Origin of the sequence: Providencia sp. Je.9.19, from assembly GCF_051129765.1 — a bacterium.
In the GTDB taxonomy this organism is placed as follows: domain Bacteria; phylum Pseudomonadota; class Gammaproteobacteria; order Enterobacterales; family Enterobacteriaceae; genus Providencia.
Map to the genome: position 1 here is coordinate 226,898 of NZ_JBCPSS010000001.1, position 22,816 is coordinate 249,713.

Genomic DNA, 22,816 nt, shown 5'->3' on the forward strand with positions numbered 1-22,816 from the left:
ATTGCTTCTGTAAGCTTTCTTGCGTATAGGATAAGTGTATCTTGGTGATTATATTTGTTTGAATTTATTAACTCGCCCCAACACACCAGCACACCTTTGCCTATGCTTCTCACTAATAGCCTCTTTTTGCGCTGTTAACTCCTGTTTCTGTTGCTCTTTTCCGTCCTCGTTGAAACTCAATCTCAACCGTTCACCGTCAAATTTCATATAATAGAGGCCATCACTAACCCCCATACCTTTAGTAAACATCGTTTCAACCTGTGGAATATCGAAACTAATACCGACTTCATTTGCAAAAGTAACTATTTCCGACTGAATTTCTTTATCACTCTCGCTTAATTCAATTTTTGATATCTGCCTTTGCTGTTTACCCTGTGTAATTTCGCTGCCTATCGCGTTGTCAGGATCTGTTTCTATAAATGCAAAACCGTATTCCTTTATGTTGCATACTTCCCTTGAGCCAAGCTCAGGCGCGTAAAATTGCACATCTGATAGATTGGATGTGATCCGCGATCTACAGTTATTGACAGGACTCCGAGGCGCGCCGATGGCGCTTTTTAAAAGACCATCGCCCGCAGCATAGGAGTTTTTCTTCACAATCTTGTACTGCCTTTCACGGGTTTTAAGCGTGGGTTTATTTGCGATGAGTTGGTTATAAACACCCACAACCTTTTGAACCTCTTCACCGTAAACATTCACATCACTAACCTCTCGGGCAACACGTATCGTTTCCTCTTTACGGCGAATACATGGCCCACCTTGTGACATAACATAATTAAAAAAGTCACCCTCATCCGCAGCGGCACGAACACGCTCGGCAATCTCACCTAAATGATCAGCAATCGAAATGCCGCGCGGTAAACGACGACATTCACGATAAGCGCCTTTTGAGGGGAGTTTATAAAATTGAAATTGAGGGATGCGCCACGTTGAAGCCCAAGCAGTCACCGCTGCTGCCATTCTTTTTAAGTCTTTACCGGTTTCATGGTCTATCTCGCCATCGAGCGCGTAACCATCTATATTTTTAGCCACATATTTAGCGATATAACCCACAGCGCCACCGCGATTCATATGCTTGCATTCGAATCGGTTTTTCTGTGCGCCGGCTTCGTTACCATCTTCTTTTAATGCGCGTTTACGCATAATATCAACGGCTTTGGCTCGACTGGCCTTATCGACAAATAACAGCATATGCCAGTGGGGCGTACCATCGTGATGCGGCTCTACGACACGAATACCATAAACATCGATATTATTATCATTGAATGCAGAACGAATACGCGACCAGATTTTCACTAAATATTGTTGCCCATCTTTTGGCGTATAGGCTTCATCTTTCCACTTGTGATTGAGTACGGCGTCAATCTCTTTACCTTTTCTTCGCTGCTTAGTGGGATGATATTTTGACGGACAGGTCAGCGTAATAAACATGCCAATATCGTCTCGCTCTTTAGCGACACGCTCAATGCCGGCCATTTGCGACATTAATTCCATACGACGAATTTCAGGATTTGATACACTCGCCATCACTTTATCGAACAGATCAAAACGTTCACCCGTTTCAATATCTTCAATATCCATGCCTTGCAAATACTGCATATTGGATAAACGTTGCGCTTGCACCGCGCGAATAGCTTGCTTGCTGGCATACGGATGGCGATTGATACACACATCCATATTCGCAATCATTAATGCCTCAATCCATTGTGTGCGATGGGCTTTTAGCTTGCGATACCAATAATCGGCGTTAGCTAAACGCTGCACCGAAGCGATAACTTGGCGCACCGTAAGATTTTGTTTACCTCGGCCTTTGTTTCGGTTTTTCAATACACGGCAATAGGCTTGGTAATGAAGAGGGAAAACATTGAGCCCTTGAGCGAGTTCCGCTAAACGTCCATAAATCTGTGTTTGCGCTGAATCTTCATAAATGATTTCGCGATCGCCGTTATGCTGCTCGGTCAACTTATCGCAATAGATTTCATACAAATTAAAGAAGCCGGCGGCGATGGTTTCCGCTAGTTGCTTAACAGGTTTATCATATAAATCAAATAAGCGGTTGAATTGGCTGACGTCGATTGAAAAACGAGTGGACAAGGTTAAAAGGGCTTTTGTATCCATTTCATAACGTGAATTAACCGCAGCTAACCGAGGCCACATTTTTGTATAAAAATCGAAATAAAGGTACTCATGCGCCTTAATTGAACCCTCATTTTTAATGAGATTTTCATAGCGTTTTTGAACTCGGTATCGCAGTACTCGCGGCAATGTTTCCACATCACGTAAAATCGCTTGCCCCTGAACGACTTGCTCACGGGTAAGCGGTTTCTCTATCTCAACATCGGATTTATAGTAATTATTTTCTTTTGGCTTATTCCACGAATACGGAAACACCATATTCGCAGTATAAGTCAGTGGTAGGGTGGTAAAATCGAATCCTTTAGACATTAAGAGCACCGCCGAGGGTTTCTGGTCTAAGTAAATTAATTGCAGTTTCACAACGACGAGAAATGATATCGACAGCTTCGCGATAAACATCAAGGGTTTTGATGCCTTTACCTTTCACACTTTCGACATGATAAGACGTTAATTCAATCGCCAACAGCCAAGGATCAGAACCGCAACAAACCAACTCATAGCAACGGTCAAATTTATTGATTTGCAATAAGCGCCATTGAACCACTTTTGAATCTTCATCAACGTGGCGTTGAATAGCAAAACGCGTACCTGAAATATACACGCCATTGATTGGGTCAAGCATCATGACTTAACCCCCGTTAAAACAGCAATAATTTCAGTCGCCGGCTTACGGTTGCCATTTGCTGCAATAGTGCGCGGTGCTTGGATTTCGTGGATAGAAAAACCGAGGTCAGCGTAAAGTTCTTTCGCTGCTGGGGAGTTGGAGACAGTGATCGGATTGCCTTGGATATCGTTAATATCTTTTAATGCAATCGCCAATGCCTCATGGTCAGCATCGGTAAAGCCGGTAGTGTGATATTGAGTAAAACTATCACGGCCAGCCATATAAGGCGGATCGCAATAAACTCCGTCATTAAAATCAACGAGTGAAAGGGTGTCTTGCCATTCGAGATTTAAAATTTTAGCTTTGGTTAGATAAGCTTTATCACAGAAACTGTCAATTTCATTTCTAGGGAAATAGGGCGCTTTATATTTGCCAAAAGGAACATTAAATTTTCCCTGCTTGTTATAACGGCATAAGCCATTGTAGCAATGGCGATTTAAGTACAAGAATAAACTAGCTTGCCGAACCTGTGACATACCTGACTTCGGGCTATTAAATTCATTTCTAAGTCGATAATAGTCAGAATGATTATTATTTTGATTGAAAAATACTGACGCTTCGAATATGACCCCATCAGGGACAAAAGCGAGTGCACCAAATAGATTAATTAAATCCTGATTAACGTCAGCAATTAAATATTCTTCATAATCAGTATTCATCATCACAGCACAAGACCCAGCGAACGGCTCAACTAAACGTTTTGCTTTCGGTAAATGTGGACGTAATTGCTCCATGATTCGAACTTTAGAGCCTGCCCATTTTAGGATAGTTTTATTGGCCATTTCACACACTCCGATAGTGCTTATCTTTCAGTTCATAAACGGTTTGGCAGTCGATACAACGAATGCAACCCGGCGATGCGATACGGCGGCTTTCGGGAATAGGATTACCGCATTCATCACACTCAAAAGCAGAAACACCGATAGGGCGCTTAATCACAGCATTGATTTGGTGCTCTCGCATCAGGGCTTCATATTCGCTTGCGCGGTCAAGATTTTTAGACATGATCCAACTCCGCAGCCTGATTTGATAAATGCACGGACTCATCAACTAAAAGCTGATGGATTTGCTCATAAGACATTTTTTCTTTCAGTGCTTTACAGGCGATGGCATCAAGACGGGATGAGAACTTATCGAGTAATATTTTACGTTCATCGGCCCTAATCGCTGTGATACTCACGGCAATAGCAGAGTAATCACGTTCACCGGATGCAGCATCAACACCGATTAAAATTGGTTTTATTTCTTTATTTCTCATTATCAAACCCTCAAATTTAGAATGTAGAAATCCCTGAAGTACTAACGTCATTAATTTTTATGCTTTGATTTAAATAGGCATGGCGATATTTTTTGGTAGTAACGCCGCTAATGCTTTAATTTGATTAATCGCAGTAATAATGGATTGCTTTTCATCTTTATTGAATTCATCAAAACCTAAGTGATGTTGTTCACTTTTAATTCCAGCTAAATAAAAAAGCATATTTAGCACCCGTTTATCATTTAATCTTAAATACTCAATAAAACCGATTAACTCACTATTATCTGGATTACTTTTATCAAAATGAAATACTGATGTTCTTAACTTTGCGGCTTGATTTAACCCATTTACACGACTATCAAGGGTTGCACCTTGATTTTGATAAAACTTGATGTTTGCTTGCTGAACTATTGCATCAGCGGGTCTTTCATCTTGCTTTACGTTTTCGAGTAATTTAATTAGCTGTTCAGTTTTAACTAATTCAGCCGCTGAACTTCTCATGGTATTTATCGAATAGCGATTGTGAGTAGATATAAGAAAAATAAAGCACCAGCACAAAGAAATATTTTATCCACGATTGATAACTTGCGCTTTGTCTTATCGTTCTTGAAATTATTTACAGATGAACCCGTTAATTTATGCTTGTACTGTTGTAAATGTAATTGAGACATTTTTATCACCATATAAAGAATCAATATATTGTGTGGCTTCTTTCATCGAATCAAATAACCCATATGAATTATCATCACGCTGAACGCTATAGCGAATGACTGGATTCATGGCTTTAGCCGGTAATTTGATAATTTGAAAATAACGATAACTAAAACTATGAGTTGATAATTGCTTAATCATAAAATAACCCTTATCAACTATTTCCAATTGCATCTTTCAACATGGCAATCATATTGACTTGAATTTTTTCTTTTGCCGCCTGTTTAGGTCGAATAATAATCTGACCTCTATTAACCATCGCACGACAAGTATTCAAAGGTATTCCACTCAAGCGTGAATATTCATCAATAGAAACGTAAGGTGAGCCTACTGAAAAATTAATAGTAATCTTTTGCATATTAATTCCCTTTGAACGACTTTAAGCCTTCCAAAAATATCATTCTTGCCATTGCTGACTTAGAACGACTTTCTTTTTCCGCTAATAATTCCAGTGCATTATTTTCTGTCTCGAATAAGCGCATCGGAATTAGTTTTTTATTACCTTCCGTTCGAGGTAAACGCGATCGCGTTATATTTTTTTCTTGTGCCATAATGTTATATTGTGATCCACTAAGTTCCTGTTTAGAACACTTTAAGGAAGAAATATTCCTATGTCAATAGAAAAATCGGAACTATTGTTCCTGATAGGCCAGCGTTTAAGGAAAGAAAGGGAAGATTCTGGCATTAGCCAAGAAGTTATAGCCACTAATTTAGGTGTATCTACAAGGACGTGGGGAAAATATGAACGAGGGGAAACAGTTCCTGATGCCGCTATATTAGCGTTGCTATCAAATATATATAGTTTCGATACTAACTATATATTAACTGGCATAAAAACTGCACCTGTAAATATATCTATGGAAGAGCAGAAGCTTATTGAAAATTACCGCTCTATGGATGAGGCGGCACGTTTAAACGTACAGGCGGTTGGTGCTGCGTTCGCGAAATCGGAACCTGTAAAAAAAGTAGGCAATAAATAAGTAAATACCACTAATTTAACTTTGATAAGGAATGTTTGTGAAAAAAATACTATTAGGTGGATTTATATTTTGCATTTCAGCGATTGCAGCGGCAGTGCCATTAAAGGCTGTTAGTGAAGAAGACTACGGCAACAAGTGGGCATTCAACAGTGGTGAAGTCCAACTGCAATGTATAAATGGCGGCGCATTTGTTATGGATTACGATACAAATGCGGTTTATGCAATAACAGGTTTAGCGAATCAACTAGCGAAATCGGGTAAATATCCGGCTGAAGATATTAACGGTTCATCTTTTTGGAAAGAAAATCCAGAGTTGCCGGGCGCTAAAATTAGCCTTGGTCCATTTATTAATGACGCATTAGCGCTTTGTGATAAGTGAATTAAAGAATAATGGCAGTTAGAAAATTACCTTCGGGTAAATGGATCTGTGAATGCTACCCAAATGGGCGTAATGGTGCCCGTGTTCGTAAACAATTTGCGACTCGTGGTGAAGCACTATCATTTGAGCGAAAATTACAGCCGAATGAATCAGCTAAGGGATCAACAAAGCAAGCATTGAAATTGAGTGAATTGGTCGAGCGTTGGTATGAAATGCACGGCCAAACACTAAGTTCTGGCGATTCTCGAAAATCGAAACTAGATGCAATTTGCTGGCGTTTAGGCGATCCCTATATAAATGAATTTGATAAAAATATGTTTGCTGTTTATCGCGAAAATCGACTTAACGGTAAATGGAATGCAAAAGGTAAGGCAGCGCCGAAACAAGCAACTGTAAATCGTGAGCAATCATATTTACATGCTGTATTCGCAGAATTAAAGCGTCTTGGTGAATGGGAAGGTGATAACCCTCTTGATGGTGTTCGACAATTTAAAGAGGGTGACCAAGAGCTCGCATTTTTATATCAAGAAGATATTAAACGCTTATTGCACTCTTGCGATGAATCAAGAAATAAAGATCTCGGTAATGTGGTCCGCATTTGTCTTGCAACCGGTGCAAGATGGAGTGAAGCTGAATCATTAAGCCAGTCACAAGTCATGCCTTATAAAGTGACATTCACTCAGACTAAAGGCAATAAAAACCGCACAGTACCAATTTCACAAAAACTATTTGAATTACTTCCTAAACGGCGCGGAAAGCTATTTTCAAGTTGTTATGATGCATTTGAAGGCGCATTAAAAAAAGCCGGTATAGATTTACCCAAAGGCCAAAGAACCCACGTTCTACGGCACACTTTCGCCAGCCATTTTATGATGAACGGCGGCAATATTTTAGTACTACAGCAAATATTAGGTCACAGTACCATCATAATGACAATGCGATACGCACACTTCGCACCAGATCATTTAGACGCCGCTGTGAGTTTGAATCCATTTGATAGGGTTGATTGTAACAACAGATGAAAAAATTTACAAAAGTGTGGATTAGTATATTAGGTTTATTAGGCGTAGGGCTTACGTATTTAGCTAGTACTACAGGTTTAATAAATCAAGGGTTCGAACTCTATAATAATTTATCCACACCATCAGAGGAAGAATCTGAATATAAAAATGAAATGAAATTAGCGCAAGCAAATTACATAGGTAAATCACTTGGCTATATTAAATCTAAATTAGGTGAACCGATATACATTAATACTAACAAAAATGAAACAGAGATGGTTTTTTCATTTGAATATTTTTATATTCAAAATATTTTAGATGAAAATGAGCATGTTAAACAATATACAGTTACAAGTAAGAGTGAAGATTTTCATCCTGTTGTTCCGTATATAAATATAGCATTAGGATATCCATATAAAGATTATGGAGATCTACAGTATTATGTTTCTGGAATGTCATCTAAGCTTTTTTATTATATAGAAGGTGAATATTTGGCATTCCCTGGTAATTATAATTATTTGTTTCTATCATACAATCAATCTGGTGTGGATTATATGGATAATGGATTAATTGGTGGATTTTATGCTGATTATAACGAGCCACCACCAAAAGATGAAATTATTGATTTTAGAATAAATAGCGCCCCGAATTCCTTTACTATTAGCACGGAAAACTTTGAATTAGAATCAAAATTTGGGTTAGGCATTAACTATTTTGAATCATTGAATATTAGAGAGTAAAATATGAGAAAAAATAATCCAGTAGATAATGATGCTGACATAGAAAGAACTATCTCATGGTTATATAGTTGTGCTGAAAGTGAAAGTGAATTGAAAGCTAGGGTTGATTTTGCAGCAGAGTATTATTTCAAAAAATCCCATTCTGATGGTTGTATTTGGCCTACTGCTAATCAATTGATATATAATGATGATCTTATCGCTTTTTATATTATGCAGGGAGAGGCGTTACTTGGTGATAGAAGGTATTTTGATCTTGAATTGGGTACAGAAGTGATAGCTTATTTTAAAAGAATAGGACTAGTAGTAAATGAAATTAAAAAAAGGAATAATATTAAAGAACGTATACAAAGATTATTAAATCCTAAAATAACTCCTAAGAATTATTTATTTGAGTTGGCTGTGATGGCAAAATATATTGATGAGGGATATGATATTGACTTTATCAAAGAATCAAATGTTAGAACGGCTGATTTAAATGTTAGCTATCATGAAATGAATATTAATGTTGAGTGTAAATTATTTTCTCAGTCTGAATATGAAAAAAAAGAATATAATTCTACTGAGACTTTATTTAACAATGTTAGAGATTTAATTATTTCTTCTAAATTAAACTTGCATATTCACTTTGATTCTACATCTGAGCTAATGAATGTTCCTAAAGATTATATATATGAGCATGTTTATAATTTTATTAATTCTAGGATTTCTATCTGGAATGATGAGTTTGGCAATGGTGAAATAAAAATAATAAAATTAGATAATGTTATTAAAGAATTAGATGATAGCAGCTTACTCTATGGGCCTAAGTTAAATAGATTACTGACAGGGATTAAAAATGATTATCATACGCTTATAATAGGTAAACCTGATGAAAGAAGTAACAGATTTATTGAAGAAATTTATTATGCAAGCTCATTTACATGGACTAGTAAAGCTTCTGTAGCAATAGATAAAAAAGCTAGACATATTAGATCAAAATTAAAAAACATTGATGAGCAGTTAGCTCTTTCATCACTAGCTATTGCCCATATAGGGCTAACATGCCCCTTAGATTTTGATGCTGCAGATTTAAAGCAAAAAAATAATATTATTAATATAAAAAATTTTAATTTTGACTCTAAGATTATATCTATTTATTTACATTATATTATGCCTAGAGTTAGCGAGTCTAAAGCATGGTTAATTGATGAAACTGTAGATGATTTTCATAGATTAGATCCATCATTTAGTCTATTAATGGAGCCGCTTTTGTTTCCCTGTAATGATAAATCAATAGATCCTTCTATCCCAGCTTGGAAACAAGATTACGTATAATATATAAATTGGCGACATAGAAATATATATGAGTATTTTAGTTTATATTAATTGTAAAATTAGCAATTAAAAACAATAAGTTATTGATTTTAATGTGTGTTGATAAATATTTAAAATCCCTCGGCCTTTAGGCTGTGCGGGTTCAAGTCCCGCCCTGGGCACCAAATAAAACTTGACTGAGTAATCAACAAGTTAGAGTAACGAAGAAGCCACCTTTTAGGTGGCTTTTTTTGTGATTAAAATCACCTTTCACTATTATTTCACTATATCCTGTCACTATATTTTTATCATTTCGTTTATTTTTTCTGTCCACCTACGGTCGGAACGATGGCAATTTTTCTATCATACCTAGCTGTCTGCGATGGTGTTTTATGGCCAGAGATATTTTGCTTTTCACTAAGCGTACCATCTAAATCTGATATTCCTTTTGCCTTCAAATCGTGAAACGTAAAATTAAAATCTAAATATGGAAATTTCTTTACGGCTTCTTCTTTGGCTTTTTGCCAGCGACTATTAAATCCGTCACGCGTATATTTTGAGCCTTTAGATTGATGAATAACATAGATACTAATAATCCCTGAACTAAGGGGTAATGTTTTGCTTAATTCAATTGCGGCTTTTAACCTATCAGTCCAAGCTTTAATTTGTTTTTTACCCGTTTTACCTTGTTCGATAAATATTCCATCGTTAGATAATTGAGCGTAAGTCAGTGTTAAAACATCCGCTTGTCTAGCACTACACAAATAAGCAATCTCCATAGCGACTTTTACCATATCGGGAGCAATAGAGTAGAGCGCATTATATTCATCATCAGTGATATATCTATCACGCGCTATTTCTTTAAACTGTCTGACTCCTTTACATGGATTTCCTTTTACCATTCCACGTTCGTATGCCCAGCTAAACAATCGAGATAAGAATGCTTTCTCTCTATTTGCTTGGGTTTGGCTTTTTATACCTCGCTTATCCATATATTTGCGAATATGCTCGGGTTTAATATTGTCCGGTAACATTTTGCCGAATACGGGTAATAGTTTATTAGAGTATTTTCTATAGTCCTTTTGTGATGCGATAGAGAGATTGGTGAAGTCTGCTGAAAAAAAGAATTTATCGATTAAAGCATTCAGTGTATTTTCATCTTTTTGTTCATGAATTAATTTTTCATAGGCAACCCAAACCTCAGCTTGTGTTGCAGTGAATTCACAAAGTTTAATTGTTCTATTATCTGGTGACATAAATTCATACGCGGAACGCCCACGTTTTATTCGTGGAGGCATCCAGTTATCCGCAGGATTTTTACGTTTACGTCCCATTACATCGCTCCGAAATCAGGCTCTTCTGATGCGGGCGCTTGGAAACGTTTATTTAATGGACTATTGAAATGTCCCCAAGTTGTTCTTGGATAAGGATTTGATTGATTGTCGGCAATAGTTATCGACGCTCGATAGTAAAACGTCGAAATATTGCATTGTTCGTGACCGATTGAAGTATACACTTGAGGGGAAGCCTATTGGTCATAAGGTTCCGCACAAACAAGTCCCAGGTAAAATACACTGGGGGTGTCGTTCAACCGAAACGTTTATCCTTAAATCGTGGAAAGAGTTAGGTATTGATATTGATATTGATGAAATGGATGCCGGTACAAGGGCATCCATGGACGGTCAGGTGCCAGTGGGTACAACATTTATTGAGTGGATATACAAAAGCGGAAATTGATAACAAACTTTCAGCAGTGAGTGGGTTGGGGTATGGGCAAACATGGTAAAATGTAACAGCTTCACGTGTAATTGGTACTAATTACATGAATGCAACGAACAAACCTATTTTTGTTTCTGTAACAACTAATGGTGTTCGTGATACTTATGTGGGATGAGATGCATATGTGAACGATGTATTAGTTGCAAGCTCTGTAGGATACGGAGGGAACTCTAAACCTCAGACAACAATTATTGTACCTCCTGGTGCCAAATATAAGTTTAATTATTCGGGTGGCGTAGAGAGTAGCGGTGTTAGTATTTGGACGGAATTAATGTAAATTTTCTATTTTATAAAAATAATGTTTGGTGTTTTGTTTGAATGAAACAAAAACACCAAACATTCCATTCTATATTTTTACTTTATTTTTTATTTTCAGTATAGTGTAAATGGAGTAATGAAAAAGTGATTGTACATATTTTTTCTTATATTTTAAATGCTTAGATGCATACTTGTGATGCGCGATATTTTGGGGTGCCATTAAATTTATATTTTTCCATGGTGATTTTTCTTTTGCATTTAAGAAGCAATTAGCCTCGTGATAATACTTAGACCAATTATGCCAAGGTTTAGTTAACCCAATAAAGTGAACGAAAACAGCATTAGAAGTACTGCTGTTTTCCCTATTCTTATATTTATCATTTAAATTTATTCTATGATTAAAGCTATTATCTAATTTTATCCAATCGCCATTAACAGCGATATTTATCGCATCTTGATCGTAATATTTGATACAGGGCTGTAATTTTTCATCGGAAAATACAGATATTGATTTTTCAGTTAATTGTCTACGTTTCCACTCTTCCGTATTAATCAGCATAACTCCAGAATTGAAATACCCTTTTTTAATCCCTTCAATATTAAATAAATTAGCCATTTCTATAGAATGAGATTCACTGATATCCATAACAGCAGCTACTGGTGCAGAAGTTAAACCATCTAGGTTTTTAAGGCTTTTGATATTTCCAGTGCAAACTACATCAGAATCCAAATACAAAATTCTGTCACATTTCTGATAAAAATAATCAGCTATGATAAGCCTAAAATAAATAGCATGAGACCATACTTGGTTTGTTGGTAGCTTTTTTAGTGTATCCATATTTAGTGTATATAAAGTCACACATGTATTGTAAAGCTTACTGATTTCGTTAAATAGCTTACTATCTTCGTGACTTAAAAAATCGGTAAAAATATGGAAATGGAAACTCATATCCTTGTTATTCAATAGAACCGAAGCAATAGAGACACCAGTACCAAATAAAAAGTTTTTATCAGCGCCATATGCAATATTAAACTTCTCATCCTGTATATTTTTATTATTATCCTCGTAGAGGAATGATGTTTGTTCCTTTATGACGTTTTCAAAAAAATTCATTCATAGACCCAATTTTGTGTGATTAAAGGTAAATTTATACAATAGAGTGATTATAGCGCCGAAATTCGGTTTGTTTATATATATAAATGCTAATAGTGATTGCGAAATCGACACTGGTCGCTTTTTTTAGCAATATGCTTAGTTTTTCTGTCCATAGAGAAAAATTATTGGTGTTCAAGCTATCAGAACAGATGAGTTGCCATGCATTAATTCTATCAGACGGTAACTTTATCGAAAAGAAGTAAAGTAGTATTACTGTGGTTTCTTATCTCATCAAATATTTTTTGACTAGATCGGGGGAGTTGTCATAATTTTTTGCATCATTGATTACTTGTGATACAGGAAGGAGAGAGATAATTAATGAGTCATTTTCGTGTCGCACATAACTATGCACAAAAACAAGGGATGAAGGTAAGTAGTATTCAATGATATAATTAACGTTACGTGTACGTGGAAAAATAGTAAAATTTATGTTTTACTTTTTTTTAAAATTTTGAAAAAAATATCAACGAGTTAGGTGTGCAAATACATTTAGTTGTGCATTAAAAATCTTAATTTATAACTACTTTCACATCATACAATATATAATGTGAAAGTAGAGAAATTGTTACATGTTCAATCTAATACTTAGAGCTTCACTTTGTGGTGATTGATAAATAATAGAATCTATTTCTGAAGGCAAAGCTTGTACAGTAAATCCAATCAAGTTCATACCATACAACGAGTTTATATTTAATTCTTTAATTTCATGAATTTTGTTATTCTTGGTTTTTATTGTGATTTTGACTTCATCATTAATATTATCAAGTTGTATCGCTATAGATGTGCCTTTGAAAAATGTATCACGACCAATAAAAATATTACTTAGGCCTGTTTTTTTACTATCAGGCAGTGCTATTTTTTCGCCGTTAACAATAACTGCATAGTTGTATTTGATAGGGTATACATCAACTGGACGTGATAGCTTGTAATATTTACCGGTAGCTCCAGCATCATGGTATAAATCAATGGAATCACCCGCCCTCAATGTTTTAGGGTAATAAAATGCGGGGATTACATTTTTTTGCTCATTTGTAATTAATTCTTTGTGTATTTCATAGTTTCTTATTTTTTCTTGAGCCTTAACAGAATTATATGAAAAAATAATTTGGATATATGAAAATATGAAGCTAATTAGAGCTAGCGTACTAACTACGAATAAAATTGATAGAGACTTTATATTTTTCGACGTGAAGGTATAGCTGATCGAAAAAGAACAAGAGATAATATAAAACAGATGAGGACCACTGAGAGCTCTTGTTGGAAAAGAAGGAGATGCTATCATTGATATTGTACTTAATAGCCCTAGTACAATAAATAATAAAGAAAGATAAAAGTTTTTACATTTTTTTGCATTAATAAATGTGGTTAATAAAACCAATGAGACAAGTAAAGGTATCCATGTTTTACTCAAGGCATAAGGTAGTTTTTCAGATAAGAATAACCAGGTTTTTTCAAGTAAACTTAACTCATAAAATTCAGTAGCTAATGCTGCTCGATGAAAATTACCAGGGCTAAAGATTAACACTGAAAAACCAATTAAAACGAGTAATGTAGATAGAAATAATACCTTGTTCTTTTCTCGAATAAAAAAATAACATGACGTTATTAAGGATATTAACAGCACAATCCAAGTCGTATTTTCATTACTACAACCAGCGAAAAACGAAACAAATAAAAGCAGGGTAATACCTTTTGTTTTATTTATATATTGCATCAATGCATAAAAGAAGAGAACCACAAAGAAATTAGTAACAAGGTAGTTTCCTGCACCAACAACCCAAAAAACAATTTGGCCGACATTAGGGCTTGTAATCCAATAAATAAAAAATAAAGATAGAAATTGAAGATAAAATCGCTCGTTAAATGCTGTAAAACAATCGCCAATTTTAGTAATTAAAAATAAAGTAACAGTTAAAATAGCTGCAATAACAGTTGATTTTAATAGCTGGGAATCAGTGCTAAGAATTAATGTACTGAAATAATCGGAAACGAAACGTCCACTCCAAGAAAAGTAATGATCCAAATGGACAGGGAGGGAATTGCCTTTGATGTAATAGACGAAATCATCAGATTGCATTGGTGTTAAATATTCAACTATAAAGATCAAAATGAACGGTATAAATAAGGTCAAATATTGTATGTTAAAATTTTTAATATACTTATTCATGTGGTTTCTCTACATGTGTTTTGTTTTTTAATATATATCTAGGCCTTTGCTTACTTTCGGTATAGATACGACCTATGTACTCACCTAACACACCTATGCCTATAAGTTGTATTCCACCTAAAAATAAAATCGAAACAAGTAAAGAAGGGTAGCCAGGAACAGGATTGCCCCAAATTAATTTATCTATCATCATCCAACCGCCATAGATAAAAGATACAAGTGCGACACATAAACCAATGTAAGTCCAAACACGCAATGGGAAAGTAGAAAAACTTGTAATACCTTCTAAGGCTAAGTTCCATAATTTCCAGCCATTAAATTTACTTTCACCAGCGGATCTTTCAGCTCGGTTATATTCAACTATATCAATTTTTCCGCCTACCCATGAAAGAATCCCTTTCATGAACAAATTACGTTCAGGTAATAGTTTTATATATTCAACGCTTTGACGTGATATTAAACGAAAGTCACCGACATTTTCTTCAATCTCAGGGGAGCTAATTTTATTATGAAGTTTGTAAAACCACTCTGCTGTTTTACGTTTTAACCATGTATCACTAGACCTATTGGACCTTTTAGCTAGAACAATATCTGCACCTTGTTTCCATTTTTTAATTAATAACGGAATAACATCAATAGGATCTTGAAGGTCAACATCGATTGGAATCACAGCATCACCGTTAGCATGTTCGAGCCCTGCAAATAAAGCTGGCTCTTTTCCAAAATTTCGGTTGAAGTTCAAAGGGATAACTAAAGGGTCAGCAATAGCTAACGCATTGATGATATTTTCAGTGTTGTCTTTGCTTCCATCATTTATAAAGATTATTTCGATATCATATTGATTAAGAATTGGATGCTCTCTTACTGACCTATAAAATATAGGAATAGCTTCTTCTTCGTTATAAACCGGTACTACTAATGATATCTTCATTGTTGAGTATCCTTAAAAACAAAGACTTTTGAATAGATAAAGCCTAGCACCAAACTAATGCCAGAGAAGATAATTAATGTAGCTAATGGAGGCAGTAGTAACTGATCTGCTATATAGCCAGTTAAGTAGCTTAGGGCCCCCATAAAAATGGTAAATGATAAATACCGTGCTGCTGTAGCTTTGGCCTTAAAGGTGAATTTTGCATTAGCATAAAAGGAAAAACTTACAGCGGCGATAAAGCCTATTAGGTTAGCTATCGCTTGAGAAGTTGAAAGAAATACTGTGAGTAATCCAAAAATAGACCAATGTATTAGTGTGTTCAGAATTCCAACTGAAAAATACTTTGTAAATAACTTAATCATTTCAATTATTCATAGTAAAAATTATGGGGCTAGTGTACCAAAAGAAGTTTATAAATACAGTAAATATACTGAGTTAGCTAACCATCTTTGTTTGTTTAAAGCCATCAGATGATAATTTTAACAATTGCTCAAGACATCGGCTGAAGTCTCATATCAGGTATTAAATTCAGTTAAATTTACAGCACGAAATTTATCTTTATAAGATGTAGTTAGCAGGAGCCTTGTTAGTATTCTTTAGAACTTATTTTAAATCATGTAATAAAGAATAATATTAAATTATGCTTCTATTCGATTTTAAAGATCCTGACTATATGTAAATGTTTGAATGTTGGCTCTGTAGATGTGCTGATGGAAATGGATATTCAATGGGTCGATAGGAGTGTTAAAAAGAAGGCGTAATGAAGTTAAAACGCAGAACGAGGCATTAAATAGCTTATAACACTATGATATATATAAAATAAGTTGGATTCAAGCAGGTTCGAATTGTAATTTTACTTATCGATTTTAAATTACATTTTATTAATTATATCTGCGGCACTACTCTTATTTAAATTGAATTAATGAGTAGAACCACAGATTAAATCTATTTTAAGATGATTTTGCAGTTTTTAAATTGTGTTGCTTGTGTTTACTAAAGAAACCAAGAATAAAACAAAAAGCAAAAACGGCTAAGTAAAGCCCATTGGCTGTAACTAATGCGGCATGTACACCATAATGTTCAACAATGGGGCCTGTGACAACGAAAGTTAGCATAGTACCAACAGTACCGCAGGTTAGAATAAGATTGACCAATTTTGGTGAAGATATTTTGGTTTGCTGGGAACCTAAAGTGATAATGGTTGGGTAAATTGCACTTGAAACAAAGCCTAAGCCAAATATGAAATATTTTAACAAATGGGTTTGGTCAGTATTCACAAAACTGTACATAGCGACAGTTGCTAAGCAAGCAAGAAAGACGACAATTTTTTGTAAGTCAAAGAACTTAATAACAAAGCTAAAGACCCACATTCCGACCATATATGATGTCCAGAAATAGCTAACAAGCACACCCGCTTCACCGATATCCATTCCTAAAGATTTAGTGGTATATTCTGGAACCCATTGAATAAAAGCAAGTTGACCAAGAATATAACAAAGTGCCGCAGCTGATAATAACACAATGTTTATGCCCCATTTTTCGGGTGCTATATGAGTTTGAGTTTCAGTTGTAGAGACTTTTTTACCAATGGTAGGAAAATCTGAAAGTAGCGTCAGGGTTATAATGCCTAAATAGATTAAAGCAATACAACCATAAACCCAATACCAGCCCATATGTCGAGTTAATATTGCTGCTGTAATGACGGGAAAAATGGTTCCTGCCATACTAAAAAATGAGTCTGTGAATAATAAGCGGGCACCACGTTGTCTGCCTTCATACAGCTGAGTGATTAAAAATGTACCAATTGACATAGTTATTCCACTGACTGTACCTAATACAAACATACAGGCAGAAAAAATAACTAATGATTTACCTAAAAATAAACCTGCCACAGCTAATATAATTAAAATAAAGCCAAATGTTAATTGTTTTTTAATTGAAAATATTTCCATCAACCAAACATTTAAAAATATGGCAATCAATATACCAGTATTAAGAAATGTAAAAGTATTACTCATGCTTGTTATTGGAACGTTAAAGTATTGAGCTATATCGCCCATTACCATACCGGTTACGATAATTAAAGCACCAGTAAATGAATAAGATAGGCAGCTAATAGCAAATAGCCGCTGAATGTTTTTGTTGCTCATATTTCCCTCAGAAAAACTTGAATTGATTACTACTACTGCAAATGAGCATAGTAACAGTAATTGATATACTAAATCTATAATATAAATTGCTTGTTATTAAAATAAATTTATTTTTATTCTAGGATTTATTGATAATGGGTTTTAATTTGAGTTTTGTCTCTAAGTGTTATTAATGTTATTAGTCGCAGTACATGCTGAAATTATAATGAAAATTTATCTTATGTTTTTAGTTTATTGAATATGCAATCGATTACTATTAATAATTAATAAAGCAATCGTTTACGGTAAGCATTTAATAGTTATAGATTGATACTAATTATTATATTTATTACCAATAAATTGGAATTATATGATGTGGTTGTTGTATGACTCATTATTGTTTAGATTATGGAATATGTTGTTATAATTAGATTAAAATTCAATCAATTTATGTGAGAAATTCAGATCTTATCATTAGATGTTAAACAAGTGAGACTCGCTATCATTAAGATTGTGGTTGTTATGTAGCCAATTAAAATATTATTTTTATCTGAGTTACTACTAACCTCTTGGCCTTAGTTGTATTTAAGAAACTTAATAGAAGTAAGATATATGGAAAGTTATTTTTTAAAGTAGATTATTGTTTTGTTATTGCGTATGTTTTTATGTAAAAATATGTAATTCAGACCGTTCTATCAGAATTTTATGTCAGTATTCTATCTTTATTAGAAGGATACAGATATGTCTACGATGAAAACAGAGGTTGTGGTCATTCGTTTGACCAAAAAAGAACGTGCTTTACTTGATTCAGTGAAAACTAAACCGCTGCTTGCTGATTGGATGAAAGAGATGGTTTTAGCCGAAATAAAATCGCAGGAAAATAAAGACACTTAACGGGTAGCTTTAGTATAAATTTGAAGTATGAATGTGAACACTTAACATTCAAGTATAAAAGTACGAATCTGAACAGTTCAAATAGCATTTCATCAATAAAAACGGTGGCATTTAAATGCCCCATTTTTATTCACATCAAAAAATCAGAATGACTATTATTATGATAAATTATTGTAGTAATTTTGGTTATATTTTTATTTTACAATATGTTGAATTTATCTTCTGATAGCCTTTTGATTGGTAGTTATCTAATGAAGCAAATGATGGGTAGAATACTTGCTATACTCTTTTCGCGTAGATATCGAAAGATTAATGATGGGGTCTGAGGGAATTGACATCTCAAGTCATAATAACCATTGACATTGTACCCTAACACTCGGATTATTTTCTCATGCTATTATTTGGTCATCACGATTAGTTATTGAGTTATTGCCATTATAATTAAGGAGCTAAAATGAAAGATCTGCACGATATTACTGAGTGGGCAAAAGTGAGAGAAACGTCGATTGAAATTGCTCAGGCTATATTTGAATTAGCAAATAATGATGAAGTGCTCGCTGAACAAATTTGGGAAGAAGGATCTGATGAGATTCTTCCTTTAGCCTTTTCTAAAACTAAAGCAGACAGATTGTTTTGGGGTGAAGAAACAATTGAAAGAAAAAATGTTTAAATAACATATAATGCCCTGTATTAAATAATATAGGGCAATCTATTATTCATTTTTATTGTTATAAATCAAAAGAATAAATATATTTAATAAAGTATGCGGTGTCTTTTAAAGTGTTTAATAGCACAGATAGACAAGAGAAATACTTGCATTAGACCGATTGGTCTATTACAGTGAGAATATGAACAGAAATACAGAGCATGATACACAAGAACACCTTTTAATCACTGGCGAACGTCTTTGTTTGCATCGTGGTTTTACCGGAATGGGGCTCAATGAGCTGCTTAAAACCGCAGAAGTGCCAAAAGGTTCGTTCTATCATTACTTTCGTTCGAAAGAGGCATTTGGTGTCGCAATGCTAGAGCGTTATTATGCTCGATACCATCAGCAGCTAGCTGCTTATTTCGAACATGGTGAGGGTAATTATCGTGATCGCATTTTAGCCTATTATGGTGGACTGTTAGAGCAATCTAATTTCAATGGGCATATTAATGGTTGTTTAACGGTCAAGCTTTCTGCCGAAGTGTGCGATCTTTCTGAAGATATGAATATTGCAATGGATAAGGGTGTTAAACAGATTATTGCTCTGTTGGTACAGACGCTAGATAAAGGTCGTGAAGAAAAAACACTAACGTTTGTTGGTGATACGATAACCAATGCGCAAGTACTCTATTCTTTATGGCTAGGGGCTAACTTACAAGCTAAAATTACCCGTAGTCTGGCACCATTAGAAAGCGCTATGTTACATGTAAAAACAATAATTTATACGCCAAACTGTTAGCTGGCGTTTTTATTTCGATAGTTACTAATCGACCGGTCTATTAAGGAACCGATATGTCAGAAGAAAAAATTTTTACGCCTTTAAAAGTAGGGGCAATCACAGCACCAAATCGTATATTTATGGCGCCTTTAACTCGTATGCGTAGTATTGAACCGGGCGATATTCCTACGCCACTAATGGGTGAATATTATCGTCAACGAGCAAGTTCAGGTCTGATTATTTCTGAAGCCACTCAAATTTCAGCTCAAGCTAAAGGATATGCTGGCGCACCGGGCATACACAGCCCAGAACAAATCGCTGCATGGAAGAAAATAACTGAGGGTGTTCATGCTGAAAATGGCCGCATCGCGGTTCAGCTTTGGCACACAGGTCGAATTTCTCACGCGAGTTTGCAACCTAATGGACAAGCACCTGTTGCGCCTTCTGCGATTAGCGCGGGCACTCGGACGTCACTGAGAGATGAAAATGGTCATGCAACACGTGTTGACACTTCAATGCCGAGAGCTTTGGAATTAGATGAAATTCCTGGGATTGTTGATGATTTCCGTCAAGCCGTCGCTAATTCACGTGAAGCAGGGTTTGATATGGTTGAGCTTCATTCCGCACATGGTTATTTATTGCATCAATTCTTATCGCCATCAGCTAATCATCGTACTGACAGTTATGGTGGTAGTGTTGAAAACCGCGCACGTTTAGTATTAGAAGTGATTGATGCAGTGAGCGCAGAATGGGCGCCAGAAAGAATCGGTATTCGTGTCTCTCCGATTGGTTCATTCCAAAATATGGATAATGGACCAAATGAAGAAGCTGATGCATTGTATCTAATTGAACAATTAGCGAAACGAGGCATTGGTTATCTGCATATGTCTGAACCCGACTGGGCGGGTGGTCAGCCCTATAGTGATGATTTTCGTCAGAAAGTCCGCGCGCGTTTTCCGGGTGTGATTATCGGTGCAGGCGCTTATTCAGTAGAAAAAGCGGAAGATTTAATTAGTAGAGGTTTGATTGATGCAGTGGCTTTTGGTCGGGATTATATTGCTAATCCTGATTTAGTGGCGCGTTTACGCCAAAAGGCTGCACTTAATCCTCAACGCCCAGAGACCTTCTATGGTGGTGGCGCAGAAGGTTATACGGATTACCCTTCATTATAATTATTTGAATATTTGGCGGTGGAATATCACCGCCTGATATTTATCAATACAGATACTCCTCTTACTGGGGTAAACAGTTAATAAAATAATTAGCCCCATCGCGAATGGCATTATCCGCTGTTTTCATCATTCTCGAATAATGTAAAAAGGCGTGTAATGTGCCGGAGTACATTTTATATTCATGGGAAATATTGTGTGCCTCGAATGTGCGGTATAGTGCAATACTATCATCCAGTAGAGGGTCATATTCAGCACTGGCAATAAAGCAAGGTGGGATATTTTGAGTTAGGTCATTATTAAAGAGGCAATAATAAGGTGCTTCCCGACTACCTGACTCTGTTAAATAAGCATTGTCATAATCGATTAGGTCTTGTTGACTGAGCCCATCCCAATCTCCGCCATATAGCTGGCGACTTACCGAATCTTGTAATCCATAAAGCCCATACCAAAGTAATAAAGCGCTAATCTTGCCACAATGTATCTGATTATCCCGTAACCAAAGTGTTGTCGCGAGTGATAGCATTGCACCGGCAGAGTCCCCAGCAAAGCCAATTTGGTTCATATTGACATCATGCTGCTTTGCATTTTGATAAAAATACTGACAAACCTCGGATATTTCTTGAATGGCTTGTGGATAGGGGGCTTCAGGAGATAAAGAGTAATCAATACCAATCACTGTGCAATCAGTGTATAACGCCAATAAACGCATAATACGGTCATGGGTATCTAAGTTTCCGACAATAAACCCACCACCATGTAGATAAAATAATGTTGCTGGACTTTTTTTCGTAGGTTGCAAGATTCGCGTTAGAATCTCACCATGGGTCGTTGGAATGAAAACATCTTCTATTCTATGCATATTTGGAGCATGCTCATTCCAATATTTTCTATCTTCATTATACGCTTTTCGAATGGCTTGATAGCTCCCATCTGATGGCTCTGCTGGTGTTAAACTTGCGTAAAAATTCATGACTTCACCCATTTCAGGGGAAATAAGATCAAGTACTTTTATTTTATTTTCGGTTTTCATTTCATACTCCCTATTCAATAAACATCATTGTAAAAAGAGGTCATAATTTAGCTGTGACCCTGCTAGCCAATATTAAACAAAGTAAGATAATGTCTTATTAGATTAAAGATGATCCACAATTTAGATAACGTAGTTAAAAATAAGATAGATAAATAGAGAGTTATAGCCAGTTGATTAATACATAGTCTATGCCCTTGCTGTTTTATACATAAATTGCGATGTGCTTTTAACTAAGATAAATCTACTAGAAGGCGTATTCATAGATAGTGGAATATAGGCATTAAATTATATTGAGGTGTATTCGGAGAGTTTTATGAATAAGGCAGTATTGCTGGTACTGGCGGTGATGTTGATTCCATTATCTTCACAGGCGGGTTCAAAAAATCATGGTTGTGAAAAGAAAGTAGATAAGCTTGAAAGCCAGCTCTACAGCGCTATCCATCATGGAAATAGACATAAAGTTGCTAAATTAAAGAAAAAAATACACGAAACACGGTTTGATTGTTATGACCGATATAATCGCTATGACAGTCGCTCAGGGGCAACTAAAATACGTGGTTATTATCCTCAACAAAAATCAAGTGAGTTGGAAAGAGAGTTAGAGTCTTTAAGGCGAGTGATTGATGCACTAAACGACTTAAAATAGGGCAAAAATAGAACAGGTACGGTAAATAACTGGTCTGTTTTGTAGGTTTATTTCCGCTCTGTCTT

Annotated in this window: 27 protein-coding genes and 1 pseudogene; 11 read left to right on the plus strand and 17 right to left on the minus strand. The window is 35.5% G+C overall.

Annotated elements, in window-relative coordinates:
• Positions 1-48: 48 nt before the first annotated feature.
• The 9 genes from AAZR93_RS01135 to AAZR93_RS01175 form a co-directional block, all read right to left on the minus strand.
• The gene (locus tag AAZR93_RS01135; protein ID WP_434718732.1) at positions 49-2,445 is read right to left on the minus strand and encodes a replication endonuclease; all 2,397 of its coding nucleotides are present in this window, start codon (positions 2,443-2,445) and stop codon (positions 49-51) included.
• Positions 2,438-2,761 carry a hypothetical protein gene (locus tag AAZR93_RS01140; protein ID WP_434718733.1) on the minus strand — a complete coding sequence of 108 codons (324 nt, stop codon included), beginning with the start codon at positions 2,759-2,761 and terminating at the stop codon, positions 2,438-2,440. The genes AAZR93_RS01135 and AAZR93_RS01140 overlap by 8 nt, the downstream gene beginning before the upstream one ends.
• Positions 2,758-3,582, minus strand: a complete 825-nt coding sequence (locus AAZR93_RS01145) for a DNA adenine methylase (RefSeq protein WP_434718734.1) — start codon at positions 3,580-3,582, stop codon at positions 2,758-2,760. The genes AAZR93_RS01140 and AAZR93_RS01145 overlap by 4 nt, the downstream gene beginning before the upstream one ends.
• Position 3,583: 1 nt before the next feature.
• Complete coding sequence (locus tag AAZR93_RS01150) at positions 3,584-3,805, minus strand: TraR/DksA family transcriptional regulator (RefSeq protein ID WP_115164227.1); 222 nt, start codon at positions 3,803-3,805, stop codon at positions 3,584-3,586.
• Positions 3,798-4,058, minus strand: coding sequence for a DUF2732 family protein (locus AAZR93_RS01155; RefSeq protein ID WP_434718735.1), 261 nt, complete (start codon positions 4,056-4,058; stop codon positions 3,798-3,800). The genes AAZR93_RS01150 and AAZR93_RS01155 overlap by 8 nt, the downstream gene beginning before the upstream one ends.
• 69 nt (positions 4,059-4,127) lie before the next feature.
• Positions 4,128-4,559: a DUF5347 family protein gene (locus AAZR93_RS01160; RefSeq protein ID WP_434718736.1), complete on the minus strand. Its 432-nt coding sequence runs from the start codon at positions 4,557-4,559 to the stop codon at positions 4,128-4,130.
• Between the two features lie 135 nt (positions 4,560-4,694).
• A complete protein-coding gene (locus AAZR93_RS01165) occupies positions 4,695-4,910 on the minus strand; it encodes a hypothetical protein (RefSeq protein ID WP_434718737.1) in 216 nt (71 codons plus the stop codon).
• A gap of 13 nt (positions 4,911-4,923) precedes the next feature.
• Positions 4,924-5,127: a DNA-binding protein gene (locus AAZR93_RS01170; RefSeq protein WP_115164232.1), complete on the minus strand. Its 204-nt coding sequence runs from the start codon at positions 5,125-5,127 to the stop codon at positions 4,924-4,926.
• A 1-nt stretch (position 5,128) separates the two neighbouring features.
• Positions 5,129-5,320, minus strand: a complete 192-nt coding sequence (locus AAZR93_RS01175) for a hypothetical protein (protein WP_115164233.1) — start codon at positions 5,318-5,320, stop codon at positions 5,129-5,131.
• Between the two features lie 60 nt (positions 5,321-5,380).
• Here AAZR93_RS01175 and AAZR93_RS01180 point away from each other — a divergent pair, with 60 nt between their 5' ends.
• The 5 genes from AAZR93_RS01180 to AAZR93_RS01200 are packed head-to-tail and all read left to right on the plus strand — an operon-like array spanning position 5,381 to position 9,183.
• Positions 5,381-5,749, plus strand: coding sequence for a helix-turn-helix domain-containing protein (locus AAZR93_RS01180; RefSeq protein ID WP_434718738.1), 369 nt, complete (start codon positions 5,381-5,383; stop codon positions 5,747-5,749).
• 37 nt (positions 5,750-5,786) lie between these two features.
• A complete protein-coding gene (locus AAZR93_RS01185; protein WP_434718739.1) occupies positions 5,787-6,128 on the plus strand; it encodes a DUF2511 domain-containing protein in 342 nt (113 codons plus the stop codon).
• 11 nt (positions 6,129-6,139) lie between these two features.
• Positions 6,140-7,150, plus strand: a complete 1,011-nt coding sequence (locus tag AAZR93_RS01190; protein ID WP_434718740.1) for a phage integrase — start codon at positions 6,140-6,142, stop codon at positions 7,148-7,150.
• Positions 7,147-7,869 (plus strand): ETEC_3214 domain-containing protein, encoded by a 723-nt coding sequence (locus AAZR93_RS01195; RefSeq protein ID WP_434718741.1) that lies wholly within the window; start codon positions 7,147-7,149, stop codon positions 7,867-7,869. The genes AAZR93_RS01190 and AAZR93_RS01195 overlap by 4 nt, the downstream gene beginning before the upstream one ends.
• A 3-nt stretch (positions 7,870-7,872) precedes the next feature.
• Positions 7,873-9,183 carry a hypothetical protein gene (locus tag AAZR93_RS01200; protein ID WP_434718742.1) on the plus strand — a complete coding sequence of 437 codons (1,311 nt, stop codon included), beginning with the start codon at positions 7,873-7,875 and terminating at the stop codon, positions 9,181-9,183.
• A 296-nt stretch (positions 9,184-9,479) separates the two neighbouring features.
• On the opposite strand, the gene AAZR93_RS01205 is transcribed toward AAZR93_RS01200, so the two are convergent.
• Positions 9,480-10,496 carry a tyrosine-type recombinase/integrase gene (locus tag AAZR93_RS01205; protein ID WP_434718743.1) on the minus strand — a complete coding sequence of 339 codons (1,017 nt, stop codon included), beginning with the start codon at positions 10,494-10,496 and terminating at the stop codon, positions 9,480-9,482.
• On the minus strand, positions 10,496-10,678 hold the full coding sequence (locus AAZR93_RS01210) for a hypothetical protein (RefSeq protein WP_434718744.1): 183 nt from the start codon (positions 10,676-10,678) through the stop codon (positions 10,496-10,498). Before AAZR93_RS01210 ends, AAZR93_RS01205 begins: the two co-directional genes overlap by 1 nt.
• On the opposite strand from AAZR93_RS01210, the pseudogene AAZR93_RS01215 reads away from it, so the two are divergent.
• Positions 10,615-10,887: pseudogene (locus AAZR93_RS01215) on the plus strand (hypothetical protein); the annotation flags it as partial. The gene AAZR93_RS01210 and the pseudogene AAZR93_RS01215 overlap by 64 nt on opposite strands.
• Before the next feature lie 400 nt (positions 10,888-11,287).
• Here the strand turns inward: AAZR93_RS01215 and AAZR93_RS01220 are convergent.
• From AAZR93_RS01220 to tsgA, 5 genes are all read right to left on the minus strand, one after another.
• Positions 11,288-12,313 (minus strand): glycosyltransferase, encoded by a 1,026-nt coding sequence (locus AAZR93_RS01220; protein WP_434718745.1) that lies wholly within the window; start codon positions 12,311-12,313, stop codon positions 11,288-11,290.
• A 607-nt stretch (positions 12,314-12,920) separates the two neighbouring features.
• Entirely contained in the window at positions 12,921-14,522 is a 1,602-nt protein-coding gene (locus AAZR93_RS01225; RefSeq protein ID WP_434718746.1) for a DUF6056 family protein, read from the minus strand.
• Complete coding sequence (locus AAZR93_RS01230; protein WP_434718747.1) at positions 14,515-15,453, minus strand: glycosyltransferase family 2 protein; 939 nt, start codon at positions 15,451-15,453, stop codon at positions 14,515-14,517. Before AAZR93_RS01230 ends, AAZR93_RS01225 begins: the two co-directional genes overlap by 8 nt.
• The gene (locus tag AAZR93_RS01235; RefSeq protein WP_434718748.1) at positions 15,450-15,815 is read right to left on the minus strand and encodes a GtrA family protein; all 366 of its coding nucleotides are present in this window, start codon (positions 15,813-15,815) and stop codon (positions 15,450-15,452) included. Before AAZR93_RS01235 ends, AAZR93_RS01230 begins: the two co-directional genes overlap by 4 nt.
• A gap of 588 nt (positions 15,816-16,403) precedes the next feature.
• Positions 16,404-17,603, minus strand: a complete 1,200-nt coding sequence (tsgA, locus tag AAZR93_RS01240) for an MFS transporter TsgA (RefSeq protein WP_434718749.1) — start codon at positions 17,601-17,603, stop codon at positions 16,404-16,406.
• Between the two features lie 720 nt (positions 17,604-18,323).
• Between tsgA and AAZR93_RS01245 the strand changes: the two genes are divergently transcribed.
• The 4 genes from AAZR93_RS01245 to AAZR93_RS01260 all read left to right on the plus strand — a co-directional run bounded on the left by AAZR93_RS01245 (position 18,324) and on the right by AAZR93_RS01260 (position 21,075).
• Complete coding sequence (locus tag AAZR93_RS01245; protein WP_294107627.1) at positions 18,324-18,476, plus strand: hypothetical protein; 153 nt, start codon at positions 18,324-18,326, stop codon at positions 18,474-18,476.
• A 454-nt stretch (positions 18,477-18,930) separates the two neighbouring features.
• Positions 18,931-19,146: a YccJ family protein gene (locus AAZR93_RS01250; RefSeq protein ID WP_434718750.1), complete on the plus strand. Its 216-nt coding sequence runs from the start codon at positions 18,931-18,933 to the stop codon at positions 19,144-19,146.
• 178 nt (positions 19,147-19,324) lie between these two features.
• Positions 19,325-19,924: a TetR/AcrR family transcriptional regulator gene (locus AAZR93_RS01255; RefSeq protein ID WP_434718751.1), complete on the plus strand. Its 600-nt coding sequence runs from the start codon at positions 19,325-19,327 to the stop codon at positions 19,922-19,924.
• Between the two features lie 53 nt (positions 19,925-19,977).
• The gene (locus AAZR93_RS01260) at positions 19,978-21,075 is read left to right on the plus strand and encodes an alkene reductase (protein ID WP_434718752.1); all 1,098 of its coding nucleotides are present in this window, start codon (positions 19,978-19,980) and stop codon (positions 21,073-21,075) included.
• 61 nt (positions 21,076-21,136) lie between these two features.
• Here the strand turns inward: AAZR93_RS01260 and aes are convergent, their stop codons facing one another.
• Positions 21,137-22,105 carry an acetyl esterase gene (aes, locus tag AAZR93_RS01265; protein ID WP_434718753.1) on the minus strand — a complete coding sequence of 323 codons (969 nt, stop codon included), beginning with the start codon at positions 22,103-22,105 and terminating at the stop codon, positions 21,137-21,139.
• Positions 22,106-22,418: 313 nt separating this feature from the next.
• Here aes and AAZR93_RS01270 point away from each other — a divergent pair, with 313 nt between their 5' ends.
• On the plus strand, positions 22,419-22,751 hold the full coding sequence (locus AAZR93_RS01270) for a DUF1090 family protein (RefSeq protein ID WP_294107618.1): 333 nt from the start codon (positions 22,419-22,421) through the stop codon (positions 22,749-22,751).
• Positions 22,752-22,816 lie beyond the last annotated feature (65 nt).